This window comes from Streptomyces sp. NPDC091376, from assembly GCF_044757085.1.
In the GTDB taxonomy this organism is placed as follows: Bacteria; Actinomycetota; Actinomycetes; order Streptomycetales; family Streptomycetaceae; genus Streptomyces; species Streptomyces pratisoli.
In genome coordinates, this window is sequence record NZ_JBIVUF010000003.1 from 303665 (window position 1) to 329736 (window position 26072).

At 71.2% G+C, this 26072-nt stretch carries 22 protein-coding genes; 16 read left to right on the forward strand and 6 right to left on the reverse strand.

Annotation, left to right across the window (positions count from 1 at the left end; translation table 11 throughout):
* Window positions 1-430: 430 nt before the first annotated feature.
* Entirely contained in the window at window positions 431-1132 is a 702-nt protein-coding gene (locus tag ACIQMR_RS09150; protein WP_401384662.1) for an HAD family hydrolase, read from the reverse strand.
* Between the two features lie 125 nt (window positions 1133-1257).
* The gene (metH, locus tag ACIQMR_RS09155; RefSeq protein ID WP_401384665.1) at window positions 1258-4815 is read right to left on the reverse strand and encodes a methionine synthase; all 3558 of its coding nucleotides are present in this window, start codon (window positions 4813-4815) and stop codon (window positions 1258-1260) included.
* Window positions 4816-5056: 241 nt separating this feature from the next.
* On the opposite strand from metH, the gene ACIQMR_RS09160 reads away from it, so the two are divergent.
* From ACIQMR_RS09160 to ACIQMR_RS09175, 4 genes are all read left to right on the forward strand, one after another.
* Complete coding sequence (locus ACIQMR_RS09160; RefSeq protein WP_401384668.1) at window positions 5057-5821, forward strand: IclR family transcriptional regulator; 765 nt, start codon at window positions 5057-5059, stop codon at window positions 5819-5821.
* Between the two features lie 316 nt (window positions 5822-6137).
* Complete coding sequence (locus tag ACIQMR_RS09165) at window positions 6138-6923, forward strand: MIP/aquaporin family protein (RefSeq protein ID WP_401384670.1); 786 nt, start codon at window positions 6138-6140, stop codon at window positions 6921-6923.
* A 37-nt stretch (window positions 6924-6960) separates the two neighbouring features.
* Complete coding sequence (glpK, locus tag ACIQMR_RS09170; RefSeq protein WP_401384673.1) at window positions 6961-8490, forward strand: glycerol kinase GlpK; 1530 nt, start codon at window positions 6961-6963, stop codon at window positions 8488-8490.
* A 15-nt stretch (window positions 8491-8505) separates the two neighbouring features.
* Window positions 8506-10116 carry an FAD-dependent oxidoreductase gene (locus ACIQMR_RS09175; RefSeq protein WP_401384675.1) on the forward strand — a complete coding sequence of 537 codons (1611 nt, stop codon included), beginning with the start codon at window positions 8506-8508 and terminating at the stop codon, window positions 10114-10116.
* 167 nt (window positions 10117-10283) lie between these two features.
* On the opposite strand, the gene ACIQMR_RS09180 is transcribed toward ACIQMR_RS09175, so the two are convergent.
* Complete coding sequence (locus ACIQMR_RS09180; RefSeq protein ID WP_401384677.1) at window positions 10284-10817, reverse strand: MarR family winged helix-turn-helix transcriptional regulator; 534 nt, start codon at window positions 10815-10817, stop codon at window positions 10284-10286.
* 148 nt (window positions 10818-10965) lie between these two features.
* Window positions 10966-12330: an MFS transporter gene (locus tag ACIQMR_RS09185; protein WP_401384680.1), complete on the reverse strand. Its 1365-nt coding sequence runs from the start codon at window positions 12328-12330 to the stop codon at window positions 10966-10968.
* A 228-nt stretch (window positions 12331-12558) separates the two neighbouring features.
* Here ACIQMR_RS09185 and ACIQMR_RS09190 point away from each other — a divergent pair, with 228 nt between their 5' ends.
* The 12 genes from ACIQMR_RS09190 (at window position 12559) to ACIQMR_RS09245 (ending at window position 23446) form a co-directional block, all read left to right on the forward strand.
* Entirely contained in the window at window positions 12559-14043 is a 1485-nt protein-coding gene (locus tag ACIQMR_RS09190) for an aldehyde dehydrogenase family protein (protein ID WP_401384682.1), read from the forward strand.
* Window positions 14044-14096: 53 nt separating this feature from the next.
* Complete coding sequence (locus ACIQMR_RS09195; RefSeq protein ID WP_401384684.1) at window positions 14097-15041, forward strand: VOC family protein; 945 nt, start codon at window positions 14097-14099, stop codon at window positions 15039-15041.
* Window positions 15038-15835, forward strand: a complete 798-nt coding sequence (locus ACIQMR_RS09200) for an aspartate dehydrogenase domain-containing protein (protein WP_401384687.1) — start codon at window positions 15038-15040, stop codon at window positions 15833-15835. The genes ACIQMR_RS09195 and ACIQMR_RS09200 overlap by 4 nt, the downstream gene beginning before the upstream one ends.
* The gene (locus tag ACIQMR_RS09205; protein ID WP_401384690.1) at window positions 15832-16614 is read left to right on the forward strand and encodes an alpha/beta fold hydrolase; all 783 of its coding nucleotides are present in this window, start codon (window positions 15832-15834) and stop codon (window positions 16612-16614) included. The genes ACIQMR_RS09200 and ACIQMR_RS09205 overlap by 4 nt, the downstream gene beginning before the upstream one ends.
* A 53-nt stretch (window positions 16615-16667) precedes the next feature.
* A complete protein-coding gene (locus tag ACIQMR_RS09210; RefSeq protein WP_401384692.1) occupies window positions 16668-17189 on the forward strand; it encodes a cupin domain-containing protein in 522 nt (173 codons plus the stop codon).
* Window positions 17182-17934 (forward strand): SDR family oxidoreductase, encoded by a 753-nt coding sequence (locus ACIQMR_RS09215; RefSeq protein ID WP_401384695.1) that lies wholly within the window; start codon window positions 17182-17184, stop codon window positions 17932-17934. The genes ACIQMR_RS09210 and ACIQMR_RS09215 overlap by 8 nt, the downstream gene beginning before the upstream one ends.
* A 19-nt stretch (window positions 17935-17953) precedes the next feature.
* Window positions 17954-18739: an SDR family oxidoreductase gene (locus tag ACIQMR_RS09220; RefSeq protein ID WP_401384697.1), complete on the forward strand. Its 786-nt coding sequence runs from the start codon at window positions 17954-17956 to the stop codon at window positions 18737-18739.
* A 12-nt stretch (window positions 18740-18751) separates the two neighbouring features.
* Window positions 18752-20377, forward strand: coding sequence for a thiamine pyrophosphate-binding protein (locus ACIQMR_RS09225; RefSeq protein WP_401384700.1), 1626 nt, complete (start codon window positions 18752-18754; stop codon window positions 20375-20377).
* A 22-nt stretch (window positions 20378-20399) separates the two neighbouring features.
* Window positions 20400-21350, forward strand: a complete 951-nt coding sequence (locus ACIQMR_RS09230) for a PDR/VanB family oxidoreductase (protein WP_401384702.1) — start codon at window positions 20400-20402, stop codon at window positions 21348-21350.
* Window positions 21351-21369: 19 nt separating this feature from the next.
* Window positions 21370-21597 (forward strand): recombinase-like helix-turn-helix domain-containing protein, encoded by a 228-nt coding sequence (locus ACIQMR_RS09235; protein WP_266375528.1) that lies wholly within the window; start codon window positions 21370-21372, stop codon window positions 21595-21597.
* Between the two features lie 2 nt (window positions 21598-21599).
* Window positions 21600-22637 carry a Rieske 2Fe-2S domain-containing protein gene (locus tag ACIQMR_RS09240; RefSeq protein WP_401384706.1) on the forward strand — a complete coding sequence of 346 codons (1038 nt, stop codon included), beginning with the start codon at window positions 21600-21602 and terminating at the stop codon, window positions 22635-22637.
* A gap of 137 nt (window positions 22638-22774) precedes the next feature.
* Window positions 22775-23446, forward strand: coding sequence for a FadR/GntR family transcriptional regulator (locus ACIQMR_RS09245; protein WP_401384709.1), 672 nt, complete (start codon window positions 22775-22777; stop codon window positions 23444-23446).
* A gap of 76 nt (window positions 23447-23522) precedes the next feature.
* Here the strand turns inward: ACIQMR_RS09245 and ACIQMR_RS09250 are convergent, their stop codons facing one another.
* Window positions 23523-24551 (reverse strand): ABC transporter permease, encoded by a 1029-nt coding sequence (locus ACIQMR_RS09250; RefSeq protein ID WP_401384711.1) that lies wholly within the window; start codon window positions 24549-24551, stop codon window positions 23523-23525.
* Entirely contained in the window at window positions 24548-26071 is a 1524-nt protein-coding gene (locus ACIQMR_RS09255) for a sugar ABC transporter ATP-binding protein (RefSeq protein ID WP_401384714.1), read from the reverse strand. Before ACIQMR_RS09255 ends, ACIQMR_RS09250 begins: the two co-directional genes overlap by 4 nt.
* Between the last annotated feature and the right edge of the window lies 1 nt (window position 26072).

The following is a 26072-nucleotide window of genomic DNA, read 5'->3' on the forward strand; positions in this document are numbered from 1 at the left end:
TACGGGACGCTCCGCCGCGGCCGCCCGTTCGGGGCGGTGCGATCGGACCGGGACACTGGGCGATCGGGCCGGCGGACACGGTGGACTCGGGTGGTCCCCGTGGCACGTCGGTGGTGCGGCGAAGCTCTCGCGATGAGATTAGTGGGCCGTGCCAGTAATGCTGGACCGGGCCGCAGTTGAGGTGTATCGCCTGGTGATGAGGCATGGCACGACGTCGATATTCACGCGCCGGAATGATTCGTGCACCACTCCACCAATCCGGACACAAAGGCATACCCAAATCGCCGCATACCGGACTCGAACTGTCATGCACGGGCTATTTATGCAGCATTGACAGTGACGAACGTCACGCCGATCGATGGTTACGGAAAATACACGGCCCGCTGCCCTCGGTTTCTGCCGTTATTCCTCTGCACGCTCGGTGAATGGCTCAGTTCAATCGCGTGATCAAAGTGCGCAGAAAGGACAGATTCACTTCCTCCAGCGAGCCGACGACGATCCGGCCGTCCGCGGGCGCGATCGGCGCGACGGAGGGGACCGCCACGACCCGGCAGCCCGCCGCCTCGGCCGACGCCACACCCGTCGCGGTGTCCTCGATGACGGCACAGCGGGCGGGCTCGGCGCCCAGCCCACGGGCCGCGAAGAGATACGGGTCGGGATGAGGCTTCGTACGGGAGACCTCGTCTCCGGCGACGCTCAGCGCGAAGCGGTCACGGCCCAGGGAGGCGAGGACGCGGTCGATGATGCGCCGGTGGGACGCGGACACCAGTGCGGTGGGCACGTTGTGCGCGGCCAGCTCGGTGAGCAGCCGCTCCGCGCCGGGCATCAGCGGCACTCCGCCGGCGATCCGGGCCTCGAAGCGATCGTTGAGCAGCACGGTCAGCTCGGCCAGGGTGATGTCGGCGCCGGTGGCCTCGATCAGATAGCCCGCGCTGCGGGTCATCGGGCCGCCGACCACCACGTCACGCCATGCCTCGTCCAGGTCATGGCCGAGGTCCGCGAAGACCGCCACCTCTGCGTCCCACCAGAAGCCCTCGGTGTCCACGAGGGTGCCGTCCATGTCCAGGAAGACGGCCTGCAGGGCAGAGCCGTCCGCGGTACGGGCAAGGGACGCGGGAACCGTGCTGGTCATCCGGCACACCTCCATGAGGGACGCGCAGGCCGGCCGCCAAAGAGGGCGACCGGCCTGTATGGGACCGACCAGTGTACGACTCGCGCGGCGAAAGCGCGCGAACGCTCACCGCGCGTTTCGCGTGGTCACCGCGCGTTGAAGTACTTCGCCTCCGGGTGGTGGATCACGATCGCGTCCGTGGACTGCTCGGGGTGCAGCTGGAACTCCTCCGAGAGCTTGACGCCGATCCGCTCGGGCTCCAGCAGCTGCGCGATCTTGGCCCGGTCCTCCAGGTCGGGGCACGCCCCGTAGCCGAGGGAGAAGCGGGCGCCGCGGTACTTCAGCGCGAACATGTCCTCGACGTCCACCGGGTCCTCGCCGCCGAAGCCCAGCTCGGCGCGCACCCGGGCGTGCCAGTACTCCGCGAGCGCCTCGGCCAACTGGACGGACAGACCGTGCAGTTCGAGGTAGTCGCGGTAGGAGTCCGAGGCGAAGAGCTTCGCCGTGGCGTCGCCGATCTTCGAGCCCACGGTGACGACCTGGAGGCCGACCACATCGCGCTCGCCGGACTCCTCGGGGCGGAAGAAGTCGGCGAGGCACAGCCTGCGGCCGCGGCGCTGGCGGGGGAAGGTGAAGCGGGTGCGCTCGGAGCCGTCCTCGCCCAGGAGGATCAGGTCGTCGCCCTTGGACACGCAGGGGAAGTAGCCGTAGACGACGGCCGCCTCCAGCATGTTCTGCGTGTGCAGCTGGTCGAGCCAGCCGCGCAGCCGGGGACGCCCCTCGGTCTCCACCAGCTCCTCGTACGTGGGTCCGTCGCCGGTACGGGCCTGCTTGAGGCCCCACTGGCCCTTGAACAGCGCGCCCTCGTCGAGCCAGGAGGCGTACTCCTTGAGCTGGATGCCCTTGACGACGCGCGTGCCCCAGAACGGCGGCTCGGGCACCGGGTTGTCGGTGGCCACGTCGGAACGGACGGCGCCCTGCTCCTCGGGGCGCTCCTCGACGACCGCGGTCGCGGTGGCCCTGACCCGGCGCTGCTTGAGCTCGGGCAGCGCGGCACCGGGGACGCCGCGCTTGACGGCGATCAGGGCGTCCATCAGACGCAGGCCCTCGAACGCGTCGCGGGCGTAGCGGACCTCGCCCTCGTAGATCTCGTGGAGGTCCTGCTCGACGTAGGCGCGGGTGAGCGCGGCGCCACCGAGGATCACCGGGTAGTCGGCCGCCAGCCTGCGCTGGTTCAGCTCCTCCAGGTTCTCCTTCATGATCACGGTGGACTTCACGAGGAGGCCGGACATGCCGATGACATCGGCCCGGTGCTCCTCGGCGGCCTCGAGGATCGCGGAGACGGGCTGCTTGATGCCCAGGTTGACCACGTTGTAGCCGTTGTTGGACAGGATGATGTCGACGAGGTTCTTGCCGATGTCGTGGACGTCGCCGCGGACCGTGGCGAGCACGATGGTGCCCTTGCCCTCCGCGTCGGACTTCTCCATGTGGGGCTCGAGGAAGGCCACCGCGGACTTCATGACCTCGGCGGACTGGAGGACGAACGGCAGCTGCATCTGACCGGAGCCGAACAGTTCACCGACGACCTTCATGCCGTCCAGCAGGGTCTCGTTGACGATGTCGAGGGCCGGGCGCTCCTGGAGGGCCTCGTCGAGGTCCTTCTCCAGTCCGTTCTTCTCGCCGTCGATGATGCGGCGCTTGAGGCGCTCGTCCAGCGGCAGGGCGGCCAGTTCCTCGGCCTTGCCCGCCTTCAGGGACTTGGCGGTGGCGCCCTCGAACAGCGCCATCAGCTTCTGCAGCGGGTCGTAGCCCTCGCGGCGGCGGTCGTAGATCAGGTCGAGCGCCGTGGTGACCTGCTCCTCGTCGAAGCGCGCGATCGGCAGGATCTTCGAGGCGTGCACGATCGCCGAGTCGAGACCGGCCTTGACGCACTCGTCGAGGAAGACGGAGTTCAGCAGGATGCGCGCGGCGGGGTTGAGACCGAAGGAGATGTTGGACAGGCCCAGCGTGGTCTGGACGTCCGGGTGCCGGCGCTTGAGCTCGCGGATGGCCTCGATGGTGGCGATGCCGTCCTTGCGGGACTCCTCCTGGCCGGTGCAGATGGTGAAGGTCAGGGTGTCGATGAGGATGTCGGACTCGTGGATGCCCCAGTTGCCGGTGAGGTCCGCGATGAGCCGCTGGGCGATCTCCACCTTGTTCTCGACGGTCCGGGCCTGGCCCTCCTCGTCGATGGTGAGCGCGATGAGGGCCGCGCCGTGCTCCTGGGCCAGCCGGGTGACCTTCGCGAAACGCGACTCGGGCCCGTCGCCGTCCTCGTAGTTGACCGAGTTGATGACGGCGCGTCCGCCGAGCTTCTCCAGGCCGGCGCGGATGACCTCGACCTCGGTGGAGTCGAGCACGATGGGGAGGGTGGAGGCGGTGGCGAAGCGCCCGGCCAGCTCCTCCATGTCGGCGACGCCGTCCCGGCCCACGTAGTCGACGCAGAGGTCGAGCATGTGGGCGCCCTCGCGGATCTGGTCGCGGGCCATCTCCACACAGTCGTCCCAGCGGGCGTCCAGCATGGCCTCGCGGAACTTCTTGGACCCGTTGGCGTTCGTCCGCTCGCCGATGGCCAGGTACGAGGTGTCCTGACGGAACGGGACCGTCTGGTAGAGCGAGGCGGCGCCGGGCTCCGGGCGGGGCTCGCGCGGGGTCGGGACGAGGTCACGGACGCGCTCGACGACCTGGCGCAGATGCTCGGGGGTCGTACCGCAGCAGCCGCCGATCAGGGAGAGCCCGTACTCACGCACGAACGTCTCCTGCGCGTCGGCGAGCTCGGGCGCGGTCAGCGGGTAGTGGGCGCCGTCCTTGCCGAGGACGGGCAGACCGGCGTTGGGCATGCAGGACAGCGGGATCCGCGAGTGGCGGGCGAGGTACCTCAGGTGCTCGCTCATCTCGGCCGGGCCGGTGGCGCAGTTCAGGCCGATCATGTCGATGCCCAGCGGCTCGAGCGCCGTGAGGGCCGCGCCGATCTCGGAGCCGAGCAGCATGGTGCCCGTGGTCTCCACGGTCACGGAGACGATCAGCGGCAGGGAGATCCCGGTGGCGTCCAGGGCGCGGCGGGCGCCGAGGACGGCGGCCTTGGTCTGCAGGAGGTCCTGGGTGGTCTCGACGAGCAGCGCGTCGGCGCCGCCCGCGATCATCCCCTCGGCGTTCTGCTGGTAGGCGTCGCGGAGCGCGGTGTACGGGGCGTGCCCGAGGGTGGGCAGCTTGGTGCCGGGACCCATGGAGCCGAGCACCCAGCGCTGCTGTCCGGTGGCCGCGGTGAACTCGTCGGCGACCTCGCGGGCGATACGGGCGCCGGCCTCGGACAGTTCGTGGACCCGCTCGGGGATGTCGTACTCACCGAGCGCGGCGAGGTTCGCTCCGAAGGTGTTGGTCTCGACGCAGTCGACACCGACCTCGAAGTACGCGGAATGGACGGACCGGACGATGTCCGGCCGGGTGACGTTGAGGATCTCGTTGCAGCCCTCGAGGTTCTCGAAGTCGTCGAGGGTGGGGTCCTGTGCCTGGAGCATGGTGCCCATGGCACCGTCGGCCACCACCACACGGGTGGCGAGCGCCTGACGCAGGGCGTCGGCGCGGATCCGGCTCCGGCTCTCGGCGGACGTACCGCCGCCGGTGGACGTCGGGCTGTCGGCGGAAGGGGTCGGCAACGAGGCCATGGATGTGCTCCCTGGAGTGCGACGGCTGTCGGCTTTGCGGCTTCCCGTGGAAGGCGCACGCCGCCAGCGTAGCCGGGCACGTCCCAGCGCGGTGTGCCGGTCCAGGGGGTGGACGCCGTGTGTCCCTGGTGATGACCAAGTGCGGATGGTCTTGACACACTGTTCCGGCAGTAACACGAATTCGGCATGGGCCGATACTGTTCAGCATTGTCGAACCATGTTGGGGAGAAGGGCCGGAACGATGGCGAAGAACATCCAGTCACTGGAACGGGCGGCTGCGATGCTGCGCCTGCTCGCGGGTGGCGAGCGCCGTCTCGGCCTGTCCGACATCGCCTCCTCCCTGGAGCTGGCCAAGGGGACGGCCCACGGCATCCTGCGGACCCTCCAGGCCGAGGGCTTCGTCGAGCAGGACCCCGCGTCGGGGCGCTACCAGCTGGGCGCGGAGCTGCTGCGGCTGGGGAACAGCTATCTGGACGTCCACGAGCTGCGGGCCCGTGCGCTGGTCTGGACGGACGACCTGGCCCGCTCCAGCGGCGAGAGCGTCCACCTGGGCGTGCTGCACCAGCAGGGCGTCCTGATCGTCCACCACGTCTTCCGGCCAGACGACAGCCGGCAGGTGCTGGAGGTGGGCGCGATGCAGCCGCTGCACTCCACGGCGCTGGGCAAGGTGCTGTCGGCGTACGACCCGGTGGCCCACAGCGAGGCCCTGGAGGCCGACCGCGAGGCGTTCACCCCGCGCACGGTGACCGGGCTCAAGGACTTCGAACGCGTGCTGGACCTGACCCGTGCGCGGGGATGGGCCGCCGACGTGGAGGAGACCTGGGAGGGCGTCGCGGCGGTGGCCGCGCCCATCCACGACCGGCGCCGCATGCCGCTCGGCGCGATCGCCATCACGGGCGCCGTGGAGCGGGTCTGCGACGGCGAGGAGCTGCGGTCCGAGCTGATCGCGGCGGTACGGGACTGCGCCCGCGCGGTCTCCCGGGACCTGGGCGCCGGGCGCTTCTGACGCCGCCTCCCGGCAGACCCGGTCCGGCCCGTGACGGCCGTACCGGGCGGTGGCCGCCGTGCCGCACGGCGGGCGGTTCCGCGCGTTCGGGCGCACCATCGATAACGAAACGGTTTTCCGCCACACAACCCTTGACGCCGTGTTAACCCGAGGGCAAAACTGCCGTTCATCGGTCGGCATTGTCGAACACCTACCGGCAATAAGCGCTAGAGTGTGGCAACGCCAAGGGCCGGTATCGCTCTCACCCCCGAGGGCGCGGACCACGGAGGGACCCGTTGGTTCGCCTTCCCCTGGACGAAGGACAAAGGAGTCGCGGGTGTCCAGCTCCGACATCTTCATCGGCGAGATCATTGGTACCGCCGTTCTCATCCTGCTCGGCGCCGGCGTCGTCGCCGCCGTCGTACTGAAGCGCTCCAAGGCGCAGGGCGCCGGCTGGGTCGCCATCGCGTTCGGATGGGGCTTCGCGGTCATGACCGCGGTCTACATCTCCGGCCCCCTGTCCGGCGCGCATCTCAACCCGGCGGTCACGCTCGGCATCGCGATCACCAGCGGGGACTGGAGCAACGTCCCCGTCTACTTCGCGGGCCAGATCATCGGTGCCATGCTCGGTGCCTTCCTGGCCTGGCTCACCTACTACGGCCAGTTCAAGGCACATCTCGCCGACCCGGAAGTCGTTCCGCCGCCGCTCGAGGAGGGTCTGGTCGACGAGAGGTCCGCCCCGAAGGCCGGCCCGGTGCTCGGCATCTTCTCCACCGGTCCGGAGGTCCGGGTCGTCTGGCAGAACCTCGTCACCGAGATCATCGGCACCATCGTGCTCGTCCTCGCGGTCCTCACGATGGGCCTCAACGACAGCGGCAAGGGCCTCGGCACGCTCGGCGGACTGATCGTCGCCTTCGTGGTGGTCGCCATCGGCTTCTCGCTCGGCGGCCCGACCGGCTACGCCATCAACCCGGCCCGCGACCTGGGCCCGCGCATCGTGCACGCGCTGCTCCCGATGCGCAACAAGGGTGGCTCCGACTGGGGGTACGCGTGGATCCCCGTCGTGGGACCGCTGATCGGCTCGGCCATCGCCGCGGGTATCTACCAGATCGCGTTCGCCTGAGCCGTACGTCCTTCCCTCAGATCTCCAGGAGCACACCGTGACCGACGCACACACCGCCGGCCCGTTCATCGCGGCCATCGACCAGGGCACCACTTCCTCCCGCTGCATCGTCTTCGACAAGGACGGCCGGATCGTCTCGGTCGACCAGAAGGAGCACGAGCAGATCTTCCCGAAGCCGGGCTGGGTCGAGCACAACGCCGCCGAGATCTGGACCAATGTCCAGGAGGTCGTCGCCGGCGCCCTCGAGAAGGGCGGCATCACCGCCGCCGACGTCAAGGCCATCGGCATCACCAACCAGCGCGAGACCACTCTGCTCTGGGACAAGAACACCGGTGAGCCCGTCCACAACGCCATCGTCTGGCAGGACACCCGCACCGACGCGCTCTGCCGGGAGCTGGGGCGCAACGTCGGCCAGGACCGCTTCCGCCGTGAGACCGGCCTGCCGCTGGCGAGCTACTTCTCCGGCCCGAAGGTCCGCTGGATGCTCGACAACATCGAGGGCCTGCGCGAGCGCGCCGAGCGCGGCGACATCCTCTTCGGGACCATGGACTCCTGGGTCATCTGGAACCTGACCGGCGGTGTCGACGGCGGACGCCACGTCACCGACGTCACCAACGCGTCGCGCACCATGCTGATGAACCTGCACACCATGAAGTGGGACGAGAAGATCGCCCAGTCCATGGAGGTGCCGATGGAGGTCCTCCCCGAGATCCGCTCCTCCGCCGAGGTGTACGGAGAGGTCAAGGAGGGCCTGCTGGCGGGTGTGCCGGTCGCCTCCGCGCTCGGTGACCAGCAGGCCGCGCTGTTCGGCCAGACGTGTTTCGCCGAGGGTGAGGCGAAGTCCACGTACGGCACCGGCACCTTCCTGCTGATGAACACCGGCGACAAGATCATCAACTCGTACTCGGGGCTGATCACCACCGTCGGCTACAAGATCGGCGACCAGGCTCCGGTGTACTCGCTGGAGGGCTCCATCGCCGTCACCGGCGCGCTCGTCCAGTGGATGCGCGACCAGATGGGGCTCATCAACTCCGCGCCCGAGATCGAGACGCTCGCCGCGTCCGTCGAGGACAACGGCGGCGCCTACATCGTGCCCGCCTTCTCCGGGCTGTTCGCACCGTACTGGCGCTCCGACGCCCGTGGTGTGATCGCCGGTCTCACCCGGTACGTCACCAAGGCGCACATCGCGCGCGCCGTACTGGAGGCCACCGCCTGGCAGACCCGCGAGATCACCGACGCCATGACGAAGGACTCCGGCGTCGAGGTGACCGCTCTGAAGGTCGACGGCGGAATGACCTCCAACAACCTGCTGATGCAGACCCTCTCGGACTTCCTGGACGTACCCGTGGTGCGTCCCATGGTCGCCGAGACGACCTGCCTCGGGGCCGCCTACGCCGCCGGCCTGGCCGTCGGCTTCTGGCCCGACACCGACGCGCTGCGCGCCAACTGGCGCCGGGCCGCGGAGTGGACACCCCACATGGACGCTGCCCAGCGCGACACCGAGTACAAGAGCTGGCTCAAGGCCGTCGAGCGGACCATGGGCTGGATCGAGCACGACGACAGCTGACGAGGAGCTATTCGAATGACCACCCTGCAGAGCGTCCCCGCCCTGGGGACGCACCCGGCCTCGGGTTCCCTGCCGAGCCGCGCCGAAACGCGGGAGCAGCTTGCCAAGGCGACGTATGACCTCCTGGTGATCGGCGGCGGCATCCTGGGCATCTCCACCGCCTGGCACGCCGCGCAGGCCGGGCTGCGGGTGGCCCTGGTGGACGCCGGCGACTTCGCCGGCGCCACCTCCTCCGCCTCCTCGAAGCTCCTCCACGGCGGTCTGCGCTACCTGCAGACCGGCGCGGTGAAGCTGGTGGCGGAGAACCACTTCGAGCGCCGTGCGCTCTCCCGTGAGGTGGCTCCCCACCTGTCCAACCCGCTGACCTTCTATCTGCCGGTCTACAAGGGCGGACCGCACGGCGCGGCCAAGCTCGGCGCGGGCGTCTTCGCCTACTCGGCGCTCTCCGCGTTCGGCGACGGCGTCGGCCACGTCATCTCCCCGTCGAAGGCGCAGCGCGACGTCCCCGAGCTGCGTACGGAGAACCTGAAGGCCGTGGCCGTGTACGGCGACGACCAGATGAACGACGCCCGGATGGCGCTGATGGCGGTCCGCGCGTCCCTCGAGGCGGGGGCGGTCGTCCTCAACCACGCCGAGGTCACCGGACTTCGTCTCACCAGGGGCCGGGTCACGGGCGCGGACCTGAAGGACCGTACCGACGGCACCGAGTTCGGTGTCGACGCCCGGCTGGTGCTGAACGCGACCGGACCGTGGGTGGACCACCTGCGGAAGATGGAGGACCCGAACGCGGCGCCCTCCATCCGGCTGTCCAAGGGCGCGCACCTGGTGCTCAAGCGCACCTCCCCGTGGAAGGCCGCCCTGGCCACCCCGATCGACAAGTACCGCATCACCTTCGCCCTCCCGTGGGAGGACATGCTGCTGCTCGGCACGACCGACGAGGTGTTCGAGGGTGACCCGGCGGATGTCGCGGTCAACGAGAAGGACATCGCCCAGATCCTCGACGAGGCCGCCTTCTCCATCCGCGACCAGCAGCTGTCGCGCGATCTCATCACCTACTCCTTCGCCGGGCTGCGGGTGCTGCCGGGCGGTCCCGGAGACACCTCGCAGGCCAAGCGGGAGACCGTGGTCACCGAGGGCCGCGGCGGCATGCTGTCGGTGGCCGGCGGGAAGTGGACGACGTTCCGCCACATCGGCCGAACGGTGATCAACAAGCTGGCCGAGCTGCCGGGCCGGCCGCTCGCCGACGACATGGAGCCGATCTCGCAGCTGCCGAAGAGGGTCCCGCTGCCGGGCATCGCCAACCCCCGTGCCGTCGCCCACCGGTTGCTGGTGGACGCACCGGCGCCCGGGCCCCGCATGGCCGCGGACACCGCCCGGCACCTGGCCACGCACTACGGCTCGCTGGCCTTCGACATCGCGCGGCTGGCGAACGACGATGCCGCGCTGGCCCAGCGGATCCACCCGGACGCTCCGGAGATCTGGGCCCAGGTCGTGTACGCACGCGACCACGAGTGGGCCGAGACGGCGGACGACGTGCTGCGCCGCCGTACGACGCTGACGATACGGGGCCTCGCGACGGACGAGATCTGCGGCAAGGTCGAGGATCTGCTACGCAAGAAGGCCTGACGGCAAGGCCTGGTGAGCCCTTCCCCGGTGAGGCCTTCCGGGGGGAGGCCTCACCGGGTGTGGAGCACGTGAGGGGCGGTCGCGACGGCGGCCGCCCCTCATGTGCGCCTGGCCCAGGGGCACTTGCACGGCCTGCGGGGCGGGGTCCTGCTACGGCCGCGGCGGCTCTATCGCGGGGCTTCCTCGTCCGAGGCGAGGATCGACGTCTCCAGCTTGCGCAGCAGCCGGGCCAGTTGGCGGCACTCGGACGGCGAGAGTTCGCCGAGCATCCGCCGCTCGTTGTCCAGGTGCTCGGCGAACACCGTGTCGACCTTGGCGAGCCCTTCGGGGGTGAGCCGCGAGTAGACGACGCGCCGGTCGTCGGCGTCGCGCTCGCGGACGATCAGCCCGTCCTTCTCCAGCCGGTCGATCCGCAGGGTCACCCCCGCCGACGACACCAGCCCCGAGTCCGCGAGCTGCCCCGCGGTCAGCCGGTAGGGCTCCCCGGACCGGCGCAGCGCGGTCAGCACGTCGAAACCGGCGACCGAGAGGCCGTGGCGTTCGATGGAGGCGGTGAGCCTGGTGCTGTAGCGCAGGAACGAGCGGTGCAGCCTGCCGAGGACCTCCAGCGGGCTGGTGTCCAGTTCGGGCCGCTCCCGTCCCCAGGCCTCGATGGCCATCGCCACGGCGTCCGGCCGCACCGTCGCCCTCCGCTCAGCCATGCCCGTCCCCGTCCCTCAGCGCGGTCACTGCAGGGGCGCGAATGTCTCACGCCCCTGAAAATCCTATCCCTGAAGTGATTCGGGGCGGAAAGCGAGCCGGGCGCGGGGAGGTCCGCGAGGACGAGCGGGGGCGGACGGTGCGGGCTCCTCAGGAGTTGAGCTCCTCCAGCGTCCTGCCCTTCGTCTCGACGGCGCACAGCGCCACGACGGCGCCCACCGCGGCCACGGCGGCGAACTGGGCGAAGACCACCGCCAGGCTGCCGCCCGAGCCGATGATCGCGCCGAGCGCGACCGGACCGAGGATCACACCGATCCGGTTCCAGACCCCGCCGAAGGCGGCGCCCTTGGCGCGGTTGTACGTCGGGTACAGCTCGGGCGAGTACAGGTAGAGCCCGGCGTTGATCGCGTAGAGGAAGAACGTCGTACAGGACGCGAACACGGCGACCTGCACGCCCGAGGTCGCCCCGGCCAGGGCGAGCACGGTGAGCGAGACCATGGTGCCGCCGAGGGCGGCCACCAGGGCGGGGCGCCGGCCCACGCGGTCGATCAGCAGGGCGACGATCAGCGTGCCGAGCAGCCCGGTGACATTGCTGAGCAGGGTGTAGACGAGAGCGGTCGTCAGGTCCAGGCCGAAGTGTTTGGTGTAGAGCGACGGCAGCCAGGTGGAGATGCCGTGGTTCACGTAGTACGCGACGAACCACAGCGCCGAGAGCACGGCGGTACGACGCAGATAGCGGCCGGTGAACAGGTCCCGCAGGCGCCCCTGCGAGCGCTCCTGGGCGGGGGCGGGCACCGGGGCCGGCAGCGGTTCGTGCGTGGCGGCGGCCACCTGTGCCTCGATCCGCGCGATGACCTGCTCGGCCTCCGCCGTCCGTCCCCGGGCCAGCAGCCAGCGGGGGGACTCGGCGACGTGCCGGGGCAGCATCGCCGCGAGCACGACCGGGAGCGCACCGATGACGAACATCGCGCGCCAGCCCAGGTTGGGCACCACCCAGACGGCGACCAGCGTGGCCGTGGCCAGACCCGCCGGGAAGATCATCTCGTAGAGCAGCACGAAGCGGCCGCGGCGGTCGGAGCGTGCGATCTCGTTGATGTACGTGGCGGCGACGGGGACGACCCCGCCGATACCCAGTCCCTGGACGAAGCGGAACAGCGCGAAGGTCTCGATGCCGCCGGACAGGGCGACGGCCAGGCTGGCGAGGGCGGTCACGGCGACCCCGAGGGCGACGGTCCGCACCCGGCCGATCCGGTCGCCCAGCCAGCCGGCGCCCAGGGCGCCCAGGAGCATGCCGACGGAGGCGGCCGTGACGGCGAAGGTGGCCTGCCCCGTCGTCAGCCGCCACTCCTTCATCAGTACGGGGAGCGCGGAGGCGGCCAGCAGCTGGTCGAACGCCTCGAAGAACGTCACGGCGCCGATCAGCACGCGCACCTTGACGTGCCAGCGTGAGTGCGGGAGCCGCTCGAGCCGGGCGGCTATCGAGCCGATGGCAGGCGTGCCGGCCACAGTCGTCATGAAGGGGTTCCTTCCGCGAACAGAGAAGTTCCGGAGACAGTAGATTCAGCCACCTAAGCGGTCAATAGTTAAGTGGCTAGATATTGAGATCGTCGCCTCAGCGTGACGATCGAGCCAGATCCGATCCCGCGGCCCCCTTGCGCGAATAAATTTAAACGCTTAGATTTCTAGCACTTCGACAAAGCCGTCGCAGTTCCCATCGCCCGTCCCCTGCCTGGAGGTTCAGCCGTGCCGCACTTCCCCACCGACGCCCTGATCGCCGGCCAGTGGCGACGCGGCGCGGGCGCACCGTTCGAGAGCGTCGATCCGGCGACCGGCCGGGTGCTCGCCACCGTCCACGCCGTGACGGCCGACGAGGTCGGCGAGGCCGCCGAGGCCGGAGCCCGCGCCGCCGTCGACCCGGCGTGGCGGGATCTGCTCCCCCACCAGCGTGCGCGGCTGCTGTACCGCATCGCGGAGCTGGTCGAGGACGCCGCCGGCGAACTCTCGGCGATCCAGACCGCCGACACCGGCAAGACCCTCGGCGAGACCCGCGCACTCGCGCTGAGCGCGGCCGGGACCTTCCGCTACACCGGGGCCGCGCTGGAGACTGCGGAGGAGACGATCACCCCCTCCCGCGGCGAGTACGTCACGATGAGCGTGTACGAGCCGATCGGCGTCGTCGGCGCGATCAACCCCTGGAACTCCCCGATCGCCAGCGACGCGCAGAAGATCGCCCCCGCCCTCGCGGCCGGCAACGCCGTCCTGCTCAAGCCCGCCCTCTGGACACCCCTCGTCTCCCTCGCCCTCGGACGCATCGTCACCCGGGCGCTGGAGGAACTCGCCCTGCCCACCGCGCTGTTGTCCGTGCTTCCCGGCAGCGGCCGGACCGTCGGTGACGCCGTCGTCCGGCATCCGCTCGTCGGCCGTGTCGGGTTCACCGGCGGCACGGCGACGGGCCGGTCCATCGCCACCGCCGCCGCACGCAAGCTGATTCCCGCCTCGCTGGAGCTGGGCGGCAAGTCACCGACGATCGTCCGGGCCGACGCCGACGTCGAACAGGCGCTGGCCGGGGTGATGTTCGGGATCTTCTCCTCCAGCGGCCAGTCCTGCATCGCCGGTTCCCGGCTGTTCGTGGCCCGCGAGATCTACGACGACTTCACCGGCGAACTGATCGAGCGGGTCCGCAAGCTGCGCGTCGGCCCGGGTACCGACCCCGGGACCCAGGTCGGGCCGCTCGTGCACCGCGACCACCGGGACGCCGTCGCCGCCCATGTCGACCTGGCGCGCTCCGAGGGCGCGCGGGTGCTGTGCGGCGGAGCCGCGCCGGACGGCGAGGAGTACCGGGCCGGCGCGTACTACCTGCCCACCGTCCTGGACGGCCTCCCGAACTCCGCGCGGACCTGCCAGGAGGAGATCTTCGGCCCGGTGCTCGCCGCCCTGCCCTACGACGACGAGGACGACCTCGTACGCCGGGCCAACGGCACGGTCTACGGGCTGGCCTGCGGGATCTGGACGCGCGACCACCGCGCCGCATGGCGCCTGGCCCGCCGTATCGACGCCGGCACCGTCTGGATCAACACGTACAAGCAGTTCAGCGCCTCCACCCCGTTCAGCGGCCGCAAGGACAGCGGACTGGGCACGGAGAAGGGCCGCGACGCCATCCGCGCCTACCAGCGCCAGAAGTCCCTGTACTGGGGCACCTCCGCGGCCCCGCTCCCCTGGGCCGACTGACCCGCGCACTCCTGTCCGGAGACACTCCCGCGCACCCCTGTCTGGAGACACTCATGCACCAACCGCCACCCGGTCCCGTCGCCCGGCTGCGTTCCCTGCGCTACGTCGAGCTGCACACGCCCGCCCTCACCCGGGCCGCCGACTTCTACCAGGAGGTCTGGGGCCTGGAGACCGTCGAGTCCGGCCACGGCGCCCACTGGCTGCGCGGCACCGGCGACGAGCACCACGTACTGCACCTGACCGGGGCCGACCGCGTGGGTCTCGGCCGGATCGCGTTCGCCGTGGCCACACCCGCCGAGGTCGACGAGGCGGCGCGCAGGCTGACCGCCCGCGGCATCGTCCCGGTCTTCGGGCCGGCGCCGCTGGAGCAGGCGGGCGGCGGGTACGGCCTGCGGTTCACCGACCCCGAGCACCGGCTGATCGAGATCAGCGCCCAGGTCGAGGCCGTGCCGCCGCGCGGCCGTGAGGCCGCGGTGCCCGTCGGCGTCACCCACGCGGTGCTCAACACCACCGACATCGACGCGTCCGTCGCCTTCTACTGCGACGTCCTCGGGCTGCGCGTCTCCGACTGGTCCGAGCACCGCATGGCGTTCCTGCGCTGCAACGCCGACCACCACTGCATCGCCTTCAACCAGGCGGAGTGGGCCTCGCTCAACCACGTGGCGTACGAGATGACCTCCGTCGACCACTTCATGCGAGGCCTTGGCCGGCTGCGCCACCACGGCATCACCCCGCAGTGGGGGCCCGGCCGGCACGGCCCGGGCAACAACACCTTCTCCTACTTCACCGACCCGTCCGGGCTCGTGTGCGAGTACACCTCCGAGGTCGCGCAGGTCGTCGAGGACCGGTGGATCGCCCGGGTGTGGCGACGCGTGCCCGAACTGTCCGACCTGTGGGGGACGGCGGGCCCGCCGTCCCAGGAGATCCGCTGTCACATGGCCGGCTCTCCCGATCCCGGTCCTCTCTCTTCCCCAGCTCCCGTGGAGGTTCAGGCATGAGCGCCGTACGCAAGGCCGGACTCGTCGGCTGGGGCGCCATCGGCCGCGTCGTCGGCACGGCCCTCGCCCGGCGGGAGGTGCCCGGCGCCGAGCTGGTGTGCATCGTCGACAACCGTCCGCTCGGCGACGCCGCGCCCGCCCCGCAGGTCGCCTTCGAGGAGGCCCTGGAGCGCTGCGACCTGATCGTGGAGGCGGCCGGCCAGGGAGTCGTACGGGAGTGGGGCGAGCGCGTCCTCGCCTCCGGGACGGACCTGCTGGTCGCGTCGACCGGGGCACTGACCGACGAGGAACTGGCCAAGCGGCTGCTGAACACCGGCCCCGGGCGGGTGTACTTCACCGGCGGCGCGGTCGGCGGCCTCGACCTCCTGCAGGCCGTACGTGCCGTGGGGCCGCTGGACGAGGTGCGGCTCACCACCACCAAGCTGCCGTCCACGCTCGAACAGCCCTGGATGGACGAGGAACTGCTGTCCCGGCTGCGGACGGCGACCGGACCGGTCGAGGTCATGGCGGGCACGGCACGCGAGATACCCGTGAAGTTCCCCCGGTCGACGAACGTGGCCGCGTCGGTGGCCCTGGCCGTCGGCGACCTGGACGCCGTACGGGTCCGTGTCGTGGCCGACCCCGGCGCCCACCGCACACGGCACGTCGTCGAGGCGTCAGGCCCGCTCGGTGCCTACCGGTTCGAGGTGGCGCACCTCCCGGACCCGGACAATCCGGCGACCAGCCGGGTCGTGCCCTACGCGGTGCTGCGCAGCCTCGCCGCGCTCGCCGGGCGCGGCGGGCAGATCCTGTGACGCCCGCACCGCATCTGGAGGAGGCGGGCGAACGGGGACCGCTGCTGCTGTGCCTGCACGGAATCGGCTCCTCGTCGGCCGCGTTCGCGCCGCAGCTCGCCGAACTCGGCCGGTACGCACGGGTTGTCGCCTGGGACGCCCCCGGATACGCCGGGTCCGCGGACCCCGAAGCCCCGCTGACGCTCGACGGCTTCGCCGACGCGGCGGCCGGGGTGATCCGCGAACGCGGCGGGAGCGCCCATGTCCTGGGCGTCTCCTGGGGCGGTGTGATCGCCCTCCGTCTGGCGGTCCGCCACCCGGAACTCGTCGAGTCGCTGATCGTCGCCGACTCCAGCCCCGGATCCGGGACGGATCCGGCGAAGGCCGCCGCCATGCGGGCCCGGGCCGACGAGCTGGCCTCGCTGGGGCCGCGCGCCTTCGCGGAGCTGCGCGCGCCCCGGCTGGTGTCCGCCGGGGCCCCCGCCGAACTGGTGCGGCGGGTCACCGACACCATGGCGGGCGCGGTCCGGCTCCCTGGCTACGGCTACGCCGCGGAGTCGATGGCCGCCACCGATCTGCGCGACGAGCTGTCCTCGGTCACCGCGCCCACGCTCGTCCTCTGCGGCGACCAGGACGAGGTCACCGGCGTCGAGGCGTCCCAGGCCATCGCCGGCGCCGTCCGCAGAACCGCCTACGTGATCGTCAAGGACGCCGGTCACCTGGCCAACCAGGAGCAGCCGGAGCACTTCAACGCCTGGGTCCTCTCCCACCTCCGCATCACCGCCCGCATCCCCGAATGAACACCTCCCGTACGCACACCTCCCGTACACGCACGTCCACGAAGGAGCACGGCATGCCACTCACCACCACCGCCTACGACAACGGCGGCGACCTCGCCGCGTACACCGACTCGCTCATCGCGACGAAGGACTCCCGCGAGCCCGACTGGAACACGCTCGCCTTCCAGGCGAAGGCCGGCGACCAGTACCGCCGGGCCCAGATCCGCTACGTCGGCTCCGGTGCGACCGGCAACCACGACGGCGACAACCGGATCATCCCGTCCGGCGGGTTCACCTTCTCCAACATGCTGCTGCCGCCCGGTGCCGAGGGCCCCGAGCACACCCACCACGACGTCGAGGAGGCCTTCTTCGTCCTGGAGGGCGAGGTCCGGGTCGGCATCCACCGCGGCGAGGACGAGGCGGAGTACCGCACGCTCGGCTACCGGGACATGATCGTCGTCCCGGCGGGTGTGGCCCGCTCGCTGAAGAACGAGGGCGACAAGGACGCGCTGTTCTGCGTCGTCATCGGCACCCGGAAGCCGCAGGTGCCCACGTACCCCGAGCACTCGCCGATGCACGGTGTCACCCGTGACTGACCGGCGCGCCGGCGTCCGTACGGTCGTCGTCACCGGGGCGGGCCGTGGCCTGGGACTGGCCATGGCCCGCCGGGCCGGCGCGGACGGCTTCCGCGTCGTCCTCGCCGAGCTGGACCCGGCACGGGGCGAAGCCGCCGCCGGGCGGCTGCGCGAGGAGGGCCTCGACGCCCACTTCGTCCGCTGCGACGTCGCCGATCCCGCGTCGGTGGAGGGACTCGCCGCGGCCGTACGGGAACTGGGCCCGCTGTACGGCCTGGTGAACAACGCGGCGCTGGCCAACGGCGTCGGCGGAGTCGAGTTCCAGGACATCGACGTGGCGGTGTGGGACCGGCTGATGGCGGTCAACGCCCGCGGCCCCTGGCTGGTCGCGAAGGCCCTCCATCCGCTCTTCCACCCGCCCGGCCGGATCGTCAACATCGCCTCGGACGCGGCCCTGTACGGCTCCCCTCGGCTCGCGCACTACATCGCCTCCAAGGGCGCCGTGATCGCGCTGACCCGGGCCATGGCGCGCGAGCTGGGCGACAGGGGCATCACCGTCAACGCGGTGGCGCCCGGCCTCACCGAGTGCGAGGCCACCGAGAACGTCCCGGCCGAACGCCACGGCCTCTACCGCGCGGGCCGTGCGATCTCCCGCGCGCAGCGGCCCGACGACCTCACGGGCCTCGTCTCCTTCCTGCTGAGCGAGGAATCCCGCTATCTCACCGGACAGGTGGTCGCCGTCAACGGCGGCTTCACCATGAACTGAACCGACGGAGCACCCCATCATGGATCTGGCCCTCGCCGACCGCACCGTACTCGTCACCGGCGGCAGCTCGGGCGTCGGCCTCGCCACCGTCCGCGCCCTGCTCGCCGAGGGCGCGAACGTCGCCACCTGCGGGCGCGACGCCGACCGGCTCGCCAGGGTGGCCGCCGGGCTCGACGGCGGCGACCGGCTGCTGACGGGCGTCTGCGACGTCCGGGACGCCGCCGCGGTACGCGACTTCACCCGCCGCACGGCCGATGCGTTCGGCGGCATCGACGGCCTCGTCAACAACGCCGGGCAGTCCCGGATGAAAGGGCTCGACGAGTCCACCGCCGAGGACTGGCGCGACGAACTGGAGCTGAAGTTCGCCGGGGTCCTCCACCCCGTGCACGCCGCCCGACCGCATCTGTCGGTCTCGGACGCGGCGAGCGTCGTCAATGTCAACGCGGTCCTCGCCAAGCAGCCCGAGACCCGGCTGATCACGACGAGCGCCGCCCGCGCCGGCATCCTCAACCTCTCCAAGTCCCTCGCGCTCGAGCTGGCGGGCGACGGTATCCGGGTCAACTCGGTCTGCCTGGGCCTCATCGACACCGGGCAGTGGACCCGCCGCCACGCCGCGTCCGCCACCGGCCTCGCCTACGCGGAGTGGCAGGCGGGACTCGCCGCCGACCGCGGCATCGCGCTGGGCCGGCTCGGCCGCGCCGAGGAGGTGGCGTACGCGATCGTCGCGCTGCTGTCGCCCCGCGCCTCGTACATCACCGGCACCAGCATCGACGTCTGCGGCGGAGTCGGCCGCTCCATCCTCTGAGGAGACCTCACCATGCGTTACGACAACGGAGGCGAACTCCTCGTCGCCGTCCTGCGGGAACTCGGCATCGACACCGTCTTCGGCATCGTCAGCGTGCACAATCTGCCGCTGGTCGAGGCCGTCGACCGCGAGCTGCGGTTCGTCCCCGTACGTCACGAGGCATCCGCCGTGAACGCCGCCGACGCCTACGGCCGGGCCCGCGGCACCATCGGCTGCGCCCTGACCTCCACCGGCACCGGCGCGGGCAACGCCGCCGGGTCACTGATCGAGGCCCTCAGCGCGGGTACGTCCGTGCTGCACGTCACGGGTCAGGTGGAGAGCGGGTTCCTGGGCAGCGGACGCGGCTTCATCCACGAGACCAAGGACCAGCTGGGCATGCTGACGGCCGTTTCGGCGTACGCCGCGACCGTGACCGGCGCCGATACGGCGGGCCGGGTACTGCGCGAGGCCGCCCGTGCCGCGCTGACCGCACCGGGCGGCCCGGCGAGCGTGGAATGGCCGATCGACCTGCAGTACGCCGAGCAGAGCGACACCCCGGCCGAGAGCGCCGCGCCTGCCGTGCCCGCCCCCACCGACGGTGAACTGGCGGCCGCCGGCGCGCTGCTGGCCTCGGCGCGCAGGCCGCTCGTGTGGGCCGGCGGCGGCGCCGTCCGAGCCCGCGCGGAACTCACCGGGCTGCTGGCCGCGAGCGGCGCGGGCCTGATCACGTCCAACTCGGGGCGTGCTTCGGTGCCCGAGGACCATCCGCAGGTCATCGGCAACTTCGCCACGACCCCCGCCGGTCGCGCGCTGCTCGCCGACGCCGATGTGCTGCTCAGCGTCGGCAGCCACTTCCGGTCCAACGAGACGGCCGACTACGGGCTGGCGCTCCCCGGGGCGCACATCCAGATCGACGTGGACGCCGCCTCCCTCGGCCGGGTCTATCAGGTGGAGCACGCGCTGCACGGCGACGCGGCGACGGTCCTGGCCGGTCTGCTGCCGTACGCGCGGGCCGCCGAGGCGGGCTGGACGGACCGGGTCGCGGAGGTGCGGGCCGAGGTGCGCGCCGCGCTGCACGACTCGATCGGTCCGCAGGCGGCGATCTGCGACGCGATCCGTGCCGCGCTCCCCCGTGAGGCGGTCGTCGCCCGCGACGTCACCATCCCGTCGAGCAGCTGGGGCAACCGGCTGCTGGAGATGTACGACCCGCGCGACAACGTCTTCCCGCGCGGCGGCGGCATCGGGCAGGGCCTCGGCATGGGCATCGGGGCCGCGCTCGCCCGGCCCGGCTCGCCGACGGTGGTCCTGGCCGGCGACGGCGGTCTCGCGGTGCATCTGGGCGAGCTGCTCACCCTGGCCCAGGAACGGCCCCGGCTCACCCTGATCGTCTTCAACGACGGCGGCTACGGCGTCCTGCGCAACATGCAGGACCGCTACGGCGACCGCCGCTCCGGCGTCGACCTCGTCACCCCCGACTTCGAGCAGCTGGCGCGGGCCTGCGGGCTGCCGTACCTGCGGATCGCCGCGGAGGAGCACGCCCTGCCGGTGCTGACGGCGGCCGTCGCGTCCGACGGACCGACGCTCGTCGAGGTCGATCTGACGGCACTGGGCCCGATGAAGAACCCGTTCACCCCGCCCGTGAAGATCCCCGGCGCATGAGCCGGAGAGGAGGCAGCAGGCCATGAGCGACAACGCGCTGCGGCAGAGCGAGCTCCTGCTGACCGTGCACCGCATGACATGGGAGGCGGACGGCGTCCTCTCCGTCGAGCTGGTGCACCCCGAGGGCAAGCCGCTGCCCGCGTGGACGCCGGGAGCGCACATCGACGTCCATGTGGGCGGGCAGATCCGCCAGTACAGCCTGTGCGGCGACCCTCGGTCCACCTGGGTCTACCGGATCGGTGTCCTCGACGCCCCGTCGTCGCGCGGCGGTTCGCGGTACGTGCACACCGGGCTGCGTCCCGGCCAGGACGTCACCGTGTCCGAGCCGCGCAACCACTTCGCGCTGGAGGACGCCGCCGGGTACGTGTTCGTCGCGGGCGGCATCGGGATCACGCCTCTCCTGGCGATGGCACGGGAGGCCGCGCGCAGGGGCACCCCATGGCGCATGGTCTACGGCGGGCGCACCCGTTCGTCGATGGCGTTCACCGGTGAACTGTCCGCGCTGGACGGTGAGGTGGCCCTCGTACCGCAGGACGAGCACGGGCACATCGACCTGGACAGCGTGCTCGCCGGGCTGCCGGAAGGGACGCTGGTGTACACCTGCGGTCCCGAGCCGCTGCTGGCCGCCGTCGAGGAGCGCTGCCCGGCCGATCGGCTGCGCCTTGAGCGTTTCGCGGCGCCCGTCGTGGAACGCGCGGACGACGACGGCGCGTTCGAGGTCGAGTGCCGCGGCTCCGGGGTGACCCTGTCCGTCGGCGCCGGCTCCTCCATCCTGCAGGCCGCAGAGGATGCCGGTCTGACCGTCAGCAGCTCCTGTCGCGACGGCATCTGCGGCTCCTGCGAGACCCGGGTCCTGGACGGCGTCCCCGACCACCGTGACTTCCTGCTCAGCGAGGCCGAGCACACGGCGAACGCGACCATGATGATCTGCGTGTCGCGCTGTGCCTCCGGCCGTCTCGTCCTCGATCTGTGACCACCCCTTGGAGGCTTCGATGACCACCGCCCCCTGGCCGTACCTGGACGTTCACCAGTCCCGTACGCACGAGCCCACCCCGTACGAGCTGAAGCTGGCCGCCACGCTCGAAGAGGTCTTCACCAAGGACGGCCACGAACTGGCCGATGTCGTCCGCGGGCTCAACGCCCGCCAGGTCCACGCCCCCGACGGCGCCCCGTGGACCGAGGAGTCCTTCCGTACCGAGATGAAGCGCCTGGGAGCCTGACCATGACCCCTTCGACGTCCCCTTCCACGACCGCGCGCACGGCCCTTTCCGCCGACGACATCTACGCGACCGGGCTGCGCAACCAGTGGCATCCCGTCGTCCCGTCCCGCTTCGTCGCCCCCGGGGCGATGCGCAGGGTCACCGTGCTCGGCGAGCAGTGGCTGCTGTTCCGGCGCTCCGACGGCGGCCTGGCGATGCTCGCCGACCGCTGCCCCCACCGCGGCGCCCCGCTGTCGCTGGGCAGGCACCTGGGTGACCGGGTGGCCTGCTGGTACCACGGCGTCGAGGTCGCCACCGACGGCACCGTGTCCTCGGTGCCCGGGCTGCCCGGCTGCAACCTGGAGGGCAGGAAGCTGGTCGCCTCGCTGCCGGTGCGCGAGGTCGGCGGGGCCGTCCTCGCCTACTTCGGTGACGAACGGCACCCGGATCCGGTGGACCTGGCGCTGCCTGATCCGCTCACCGACCCGGACGCCGACGCGTTCCTCTGCTACGCCGAGTGGAACGTGCCGTGGCGGTACGCCGTGGAGAACCTCCTCGACCCGATGCACGGGGCGTTCCTGCACCACGAGTCGCACACCATGTACGACGGGGACACGACGGCGAAGTTCCGTATCCGCGAGACCGGCCGCGGCTACTTCTTCGAGAAGACCGACCAGCGGGGCGTCAACTTCGACTGGGTCGAACTGTGCCGCACCGGCGCCGACTGGGTGGACCTGTCCATCCCGTACCCGCCGTCGGCGGGCCCCGGCGGCCCGTTCGGAATCGTCGGCATGGTGTGCCCGGTGGACCGCGAACGCACCGGGGTCTTCTTCTGGCGCTACCGCCGCGTCCAGGACTGGCAGCGCGACACCTGGCGCTTCCTGTACCGGACGGTGATCGAGGAGCGGCACTGGGAGGTCCTGGAGCAGGACCGGGTGATGCTGGAGGCCATGCCGGCCGACGCCGACCAGCGGGAGAACCTCTACCAGCACGATCTGGGTGTCGTACGGTTGCGGCGGCTGTACCGGGCGCAGGCGGAGCAGCAGGCGGCGGCCGGCTGACGACGGCCGAGTGGCCCCTGCCGTCCGCGGTCGGCCCCGGTCGGTGAACGGTCGGGGCCTGAACCGCATACCCAAAAGTCCGTCACAGGGGCCATAATCATCCGATACATCGGATGTCTTCCTGAGACGAGGTCGCCATGGCTGTCACCGACGAGGCCATCGAGAAGATCAAGGGGATGATCGTCTCCGGCGCGCTGCGGCCGGGCGACCGCCTCCCCAAGGAGAGCGAACTCGCCTCCGAGCTGGGCCTGTCCAGGAACTCGCTGCGCGAGGCGGTCCGCGCGCTGTCGTTGATCCGCATCCTCGACGTCCGGCAGGGCGACGGTACGTACGTCACGAGCCTGGACCCCCAGCTGCTGCTGGAGGCGCTGAGCTTCGTCGTGGACTTCCACCGGGACGACACCGTGCTGGAGTTCCTCGCCGTGCGCCGCATCCTGGAACCGGCCGCGACGGCGATGGCGACGTCCCGGATCAGCGAGGACGAGCTGGACGTGCTGAGCGCACAGCTCGACGCGCTCGGAGAGCAGCCCTCGGTGGAGGAACTCGTCGCCGCGGACCTGGAGTTCCACCGGGGCATCGTGCAGACCGCCGGCAACTCCGTCCTCTGCTCACTCCTCGACGGCCTCTCCGGGCCCACCACCCGGGCCCGCGTCTGGCGGGGACTGACCCAGGAGGACGCGGTCAGCCGCACCCTCCATGAGCACCGCGCCATCCTGGCGGCGCTCCGCGACCGCGACGCGGAGGCGGCACGCTCGTGGGCGACGGTCCACATCGCGAGCGTGGAGCAGTGGCTTCGGTCGACGCTGTAGGTGTGACGCCGGACACTGGCGGGTGCGGGGCCGGGGAACGTCCTCCCGGGCCCCGCACCCATCGGACGGTCACGGCCTAGTCCTGCTTCTCCCCGCTCGCGAAGCGGGAGATGACCAGGGCCACGATGATGATCGCGCCGTTCAGGAACTGGTTCCAGAGCGCCGGTACGCCGCCCAGCGTCATCACGTTCACGACCAGCTGGAGTGTGAGCACACCGGTCAGGGCGCCGAACAGCGTGCCGCGGCCGCCCTTCAGGCTGATGCCGCCGATGACCGCGGCCGCGAACACCTGGAAGATCCAGCCGTTGCCCTGCGTCGCCGCGACCGAGCCGTAGTGGCCGGTGTAGAGGATGCCCGCGAACGCGGCCAGCAGACCGCCGATCGCCAGCACCGCCCAGGTGATCCGGTCGACCCGGATGCCGGCGGCGCGTGCCGCCTCCGGGTTGCCGCCGATCGCGTACAGTGCGCGGCCGTGGCGCAGATACGCCAGCGCCCCGCCGCCGAGGGCGAAGAGCGCGAGGCAGATCCACACGGCGGCCGGTACGCCGATCCAGTCCGTCTTGCCGAGGTAGCGGAAGGACTCCGGCACGTCGGTGATCGACTTGCCCTCGGTGATGCCGATGTGGAGACCGCGCAGCATCGTCAGCATGCCGAGGGTGGCGATGAACCCGTTGACGCGCAGCTTGAGCATCAGGAAGCCGTTGACCGCGCCGATCGCGACACCGACCAGCAGGCAGACCGGGATGGCCATCCCGACCGGGAGGAGTTCCAGTCCGGCGAAGCGGCCGCCCTCCGCCGGAAGGATCAGCCACATGGCGACGACCGGCGCGATGCCGATCGTCGACTCCAGCGAAAGGTCCATCCGGCCGCAGATGAGGATGAGTGCCTGGCCGAGCACGAGCAGGCTCAGCTCCGAGGACTGCTGGACCACGCTGATGAGGTTGGTGGAGGTGAGGAAGACCGGCGAGACGATGAAGCCGATCACCATCAGCACCAGGATCACCGGCACGAGCGAGAAGTCGCTCCACCTGATCAGTCGCAGCCGGTTCAGCGGCACCCCGGCGGCGGTCCTCTCGGCCGCCGGCGGCCGTATGGTCTCGGTCATTCCCGCTCCCCCACTCCTTCCATGGCGGCGACCAGTTCCCGGTCGCTCCATCCGCTGCCGAACGTGGCGACCACCCGCCCGTGGAACAGGGCGAGGACCCTGTCGCACACCCGCAGGTCGTCCAGTTCGTCGGAGATGATCACGGCCGCACTGCCCTCGTCGGCCACCCTTCGGACCACGCCGAGCAGGGCGTCCTTGGACTTGACGTCGACGCCCGCGGTCGGCCGGACGGCGACCAGCGCGCTCGGTCCCCGGGCCAGCGCGCGGGCGACGACGACCTTCTGCTGGTTGCCCCCGGAGAGGCCGGAGACCTTCTGCTGCGGCCCCTGGGTCTTGATGTCGAGCGAGGCGATCATCGACCGGGCGAACTCCCGTGTACGCGACGGTAGTACCGTTCCCCACGGTCCGAGCTGGTCGGCGACCGTCAGCGTGGCGTTCTCGGCGACGCTGCGGTCGAGGACGAGGCCCTGGAGATGCCGGTCCTCGGGGATGTAGCCGATCCCGGCGTCCAGGGCGTGCGGCACGCTGCCCGGACGGACGACCCTGCCTCGTACGGTGATCCGGCCGGCGGTGGCCTTGCGCAGTCCGGCCAGCGTCTCGCCGAGCGCGGTGTTGCCACTGGCCGTGGCGCCGGCGAGTCCGACCACCTCGCCGGGCCGCACCTCGAGGTCGAGCGGGTCGAACTCGCCGTCCAGCGCGAGCCCCTCGGTGCGCAGGACGGGTTCGGCGTCCTCCCGGAGCGTGCTCGCGGGGGCGTGCCAGGCGGCGGTGCCGCTGGTGGCCTCTCCGGTCATCGCGGCGACCAGGTCGTCCTTGGCGAGCGCGGCGACGGGGGCGCTGATCACATGGCGCGCGTCACGGTAGACGGTGACGGTGGTGCACAGTTCGTACACCTCCTGCAGATGGTGGGAGATGAAGAGGAACGCCACTCCCTGGCTCTGCAGTTCCCGCAGTTTCCCGAACAGCCGCTGGATGCCGCGGGCGTCGAGCTGGGCGGTCGGCTCGTCGAGGATGATCAGCCGGGCGCCGAAGGACAGCGCCTTCGCGATCTCGACGAACTGCCGCTGTTCGACGGGGAGATCCTTGGCCCGGGCGGTGGGGTCGACGCTCACCCCGTACTCGGCGAGCAGTTCCGCGGCCCGCCGCCGGAGCCTGGGCCAGCTGATGAGGCGGCCGCCGGGGCGGCCGGTCTCGAAGCGGTTGAGGAAGAGGTTCTCGGCGACGGTCAGATCGGGGACGACCATCGACTTCTGGTAGACGCAGGCGACCTTGGACTGCCAGGCCGCCGTGGAGCCGTAGGCGGGTGCGGGCTCGTCGCCGAAGGTGACCGTGCCCGCGTCGGGCCTGTGCAGTCCGGTGAGCACGCCGACGAGGGTGGACTTGCCGGCCCCGTTGCGCCCGACGAGTGCGTGTGCCTCGCCGGGTGCGACGGTGAGGCGTACTCCGTCGAGTGCGAGGTTCGGGCCGAAGCGCTTGACGATGCCTTCCGCCTCGACGGCGGGCGGTGCCTGGTGGGCCATG

What these genes read in the sequence shown, in the direction of transcription:
- ACIQMR_RS09240 (WP_401384706.1), top strand. Translation starts at nt 21,600, where the DNA reads ATGACCCCTTCGACGTCCCCTTCCACGACCGCGCGCACGGCCCTTTCC.
- metH (WP_401384665.1), bottom strand. Translation starts at nt 4,815, where the DNA reads ATGGCCTCGTTGCCGACCCCTTCCGCCGACAGCCCGACGTCCACCGGC.
- ACIQMR_RS09175 (WP_401384675.1), top strand. Translation starts at nt 8,506, where the DNA reads ATGACCACCCTGCAGAGCGTCCCCGCCCTGGGGACGCACCCGGCCTCG.
- ACIQMR_RS09245 (WP_401384709.1), top strand. Translation starts at nt 22,775, where the DNA reads ATGGCTGTCACCGACGAGGCCATCGAGAAGATCAAGGGGATGATCGTC.
- ACIQMR_RS09250 (WP_401384711.1), bottom strand. Translation starts at nt 24,551, where the DNA reads ATGACCGAGACCATACGGCCGCCGGCGGCCGAGAGGACCGCCGCCGGG.
- ACIQMR_RS09185 (WP_401384680.1), bottom strand. Translation starts at nt 12,330, where the DNA reads ATGACGACTGTGGCCGGCACGCCTGCCATCGGCTCGATAGCCGCCCGG.
- ACIQMR_RS09255 (WP_401384714.1), bottom strand. Translation starts at nt 26,071, where the DNA reads ATGGCCCACCAGGCACCGCCCGCCGTCGAGGCGGAAGGCATCGTCAAG.
- ACIQMR_RS09160 (WP_401384668.1), top strand. Translation starts at nt 5,057, where the DNA reads ATGGCGAAGAACATCCAGTCACTGGAACGGGCGGCTGCGATGCTGCGC.
- ACIQMR_RS09230 (WP_401384702.1), top strand. Translation starts at nt 20,400, where the DNA reads ATGAGCGACAACGCGCTGCGGCAGAGCGAGCTCCTGCTGACCGTGCAC.
- ACIQMR_RS09150 (WP_401384662.1), bottom strand. Translation starts at nt 1,132, where the DNA reads ATGACCAGCACGGTTCCCGCGTCCCTTGCCCGTACCGCGGACGGCTCT.
- ACIQMR_RS09210 (WP_401384692.1), top strand. Translation starts at nt 16,668, where the DNA reads ATGCCACTCACCACCACCGCCTACGACAACGGCGGCGACCTCGCCGCG.
- ACIQMR_RS09195 (WP_401384684.1), top strand. Translation starts at nt 14,097, where the DNA reads ATGCACCAACCGCCACCCGGTCCCGTCGCCCGGCTGCGTTCCCTGCGC.
- ACIQMR_RS09200 (WP_401384687.1), top strand. Translation starts at nt 15,038, where the DNA reads ATGAGCGCCGTACGCAAGGCCGGACTCGTCGGCTGGGGCGCCATCGGC.
- ACIQMR_RS09225 (WP_401384700.1), top strand. Translation starts at nt 18,752, where the DNA reads ATGCGTTACGACAACGGAGGCGAACTCCTCGTCGCCGTCCTGCGGGAA.
- ACIQMR_RS09220 (WP_401384697.1), top strand. Translation starts at nt 17,954, where the DNA reads ATGGATCTGGCCCTCGCCGACCGCACCGTACTCGTCACCGGCGGCAGC.
- ACIQMR_RS09235 (WP_266375528.1), top strand. Translation starts at nt 21,370, where the DNA reads ATGACCACCGCCCCCTGGCCGTACCTGGACGTTCACCAGTCCCGTACG.
- ACIQMR_RS09180 (WP_401384677.1), bottom strand. Translation starts at nt 10,817, where the DNA reads ATGGCTGAGCGGAGGGCGACGGTGCGGCCGGACGCCGTGGCGATGGCC.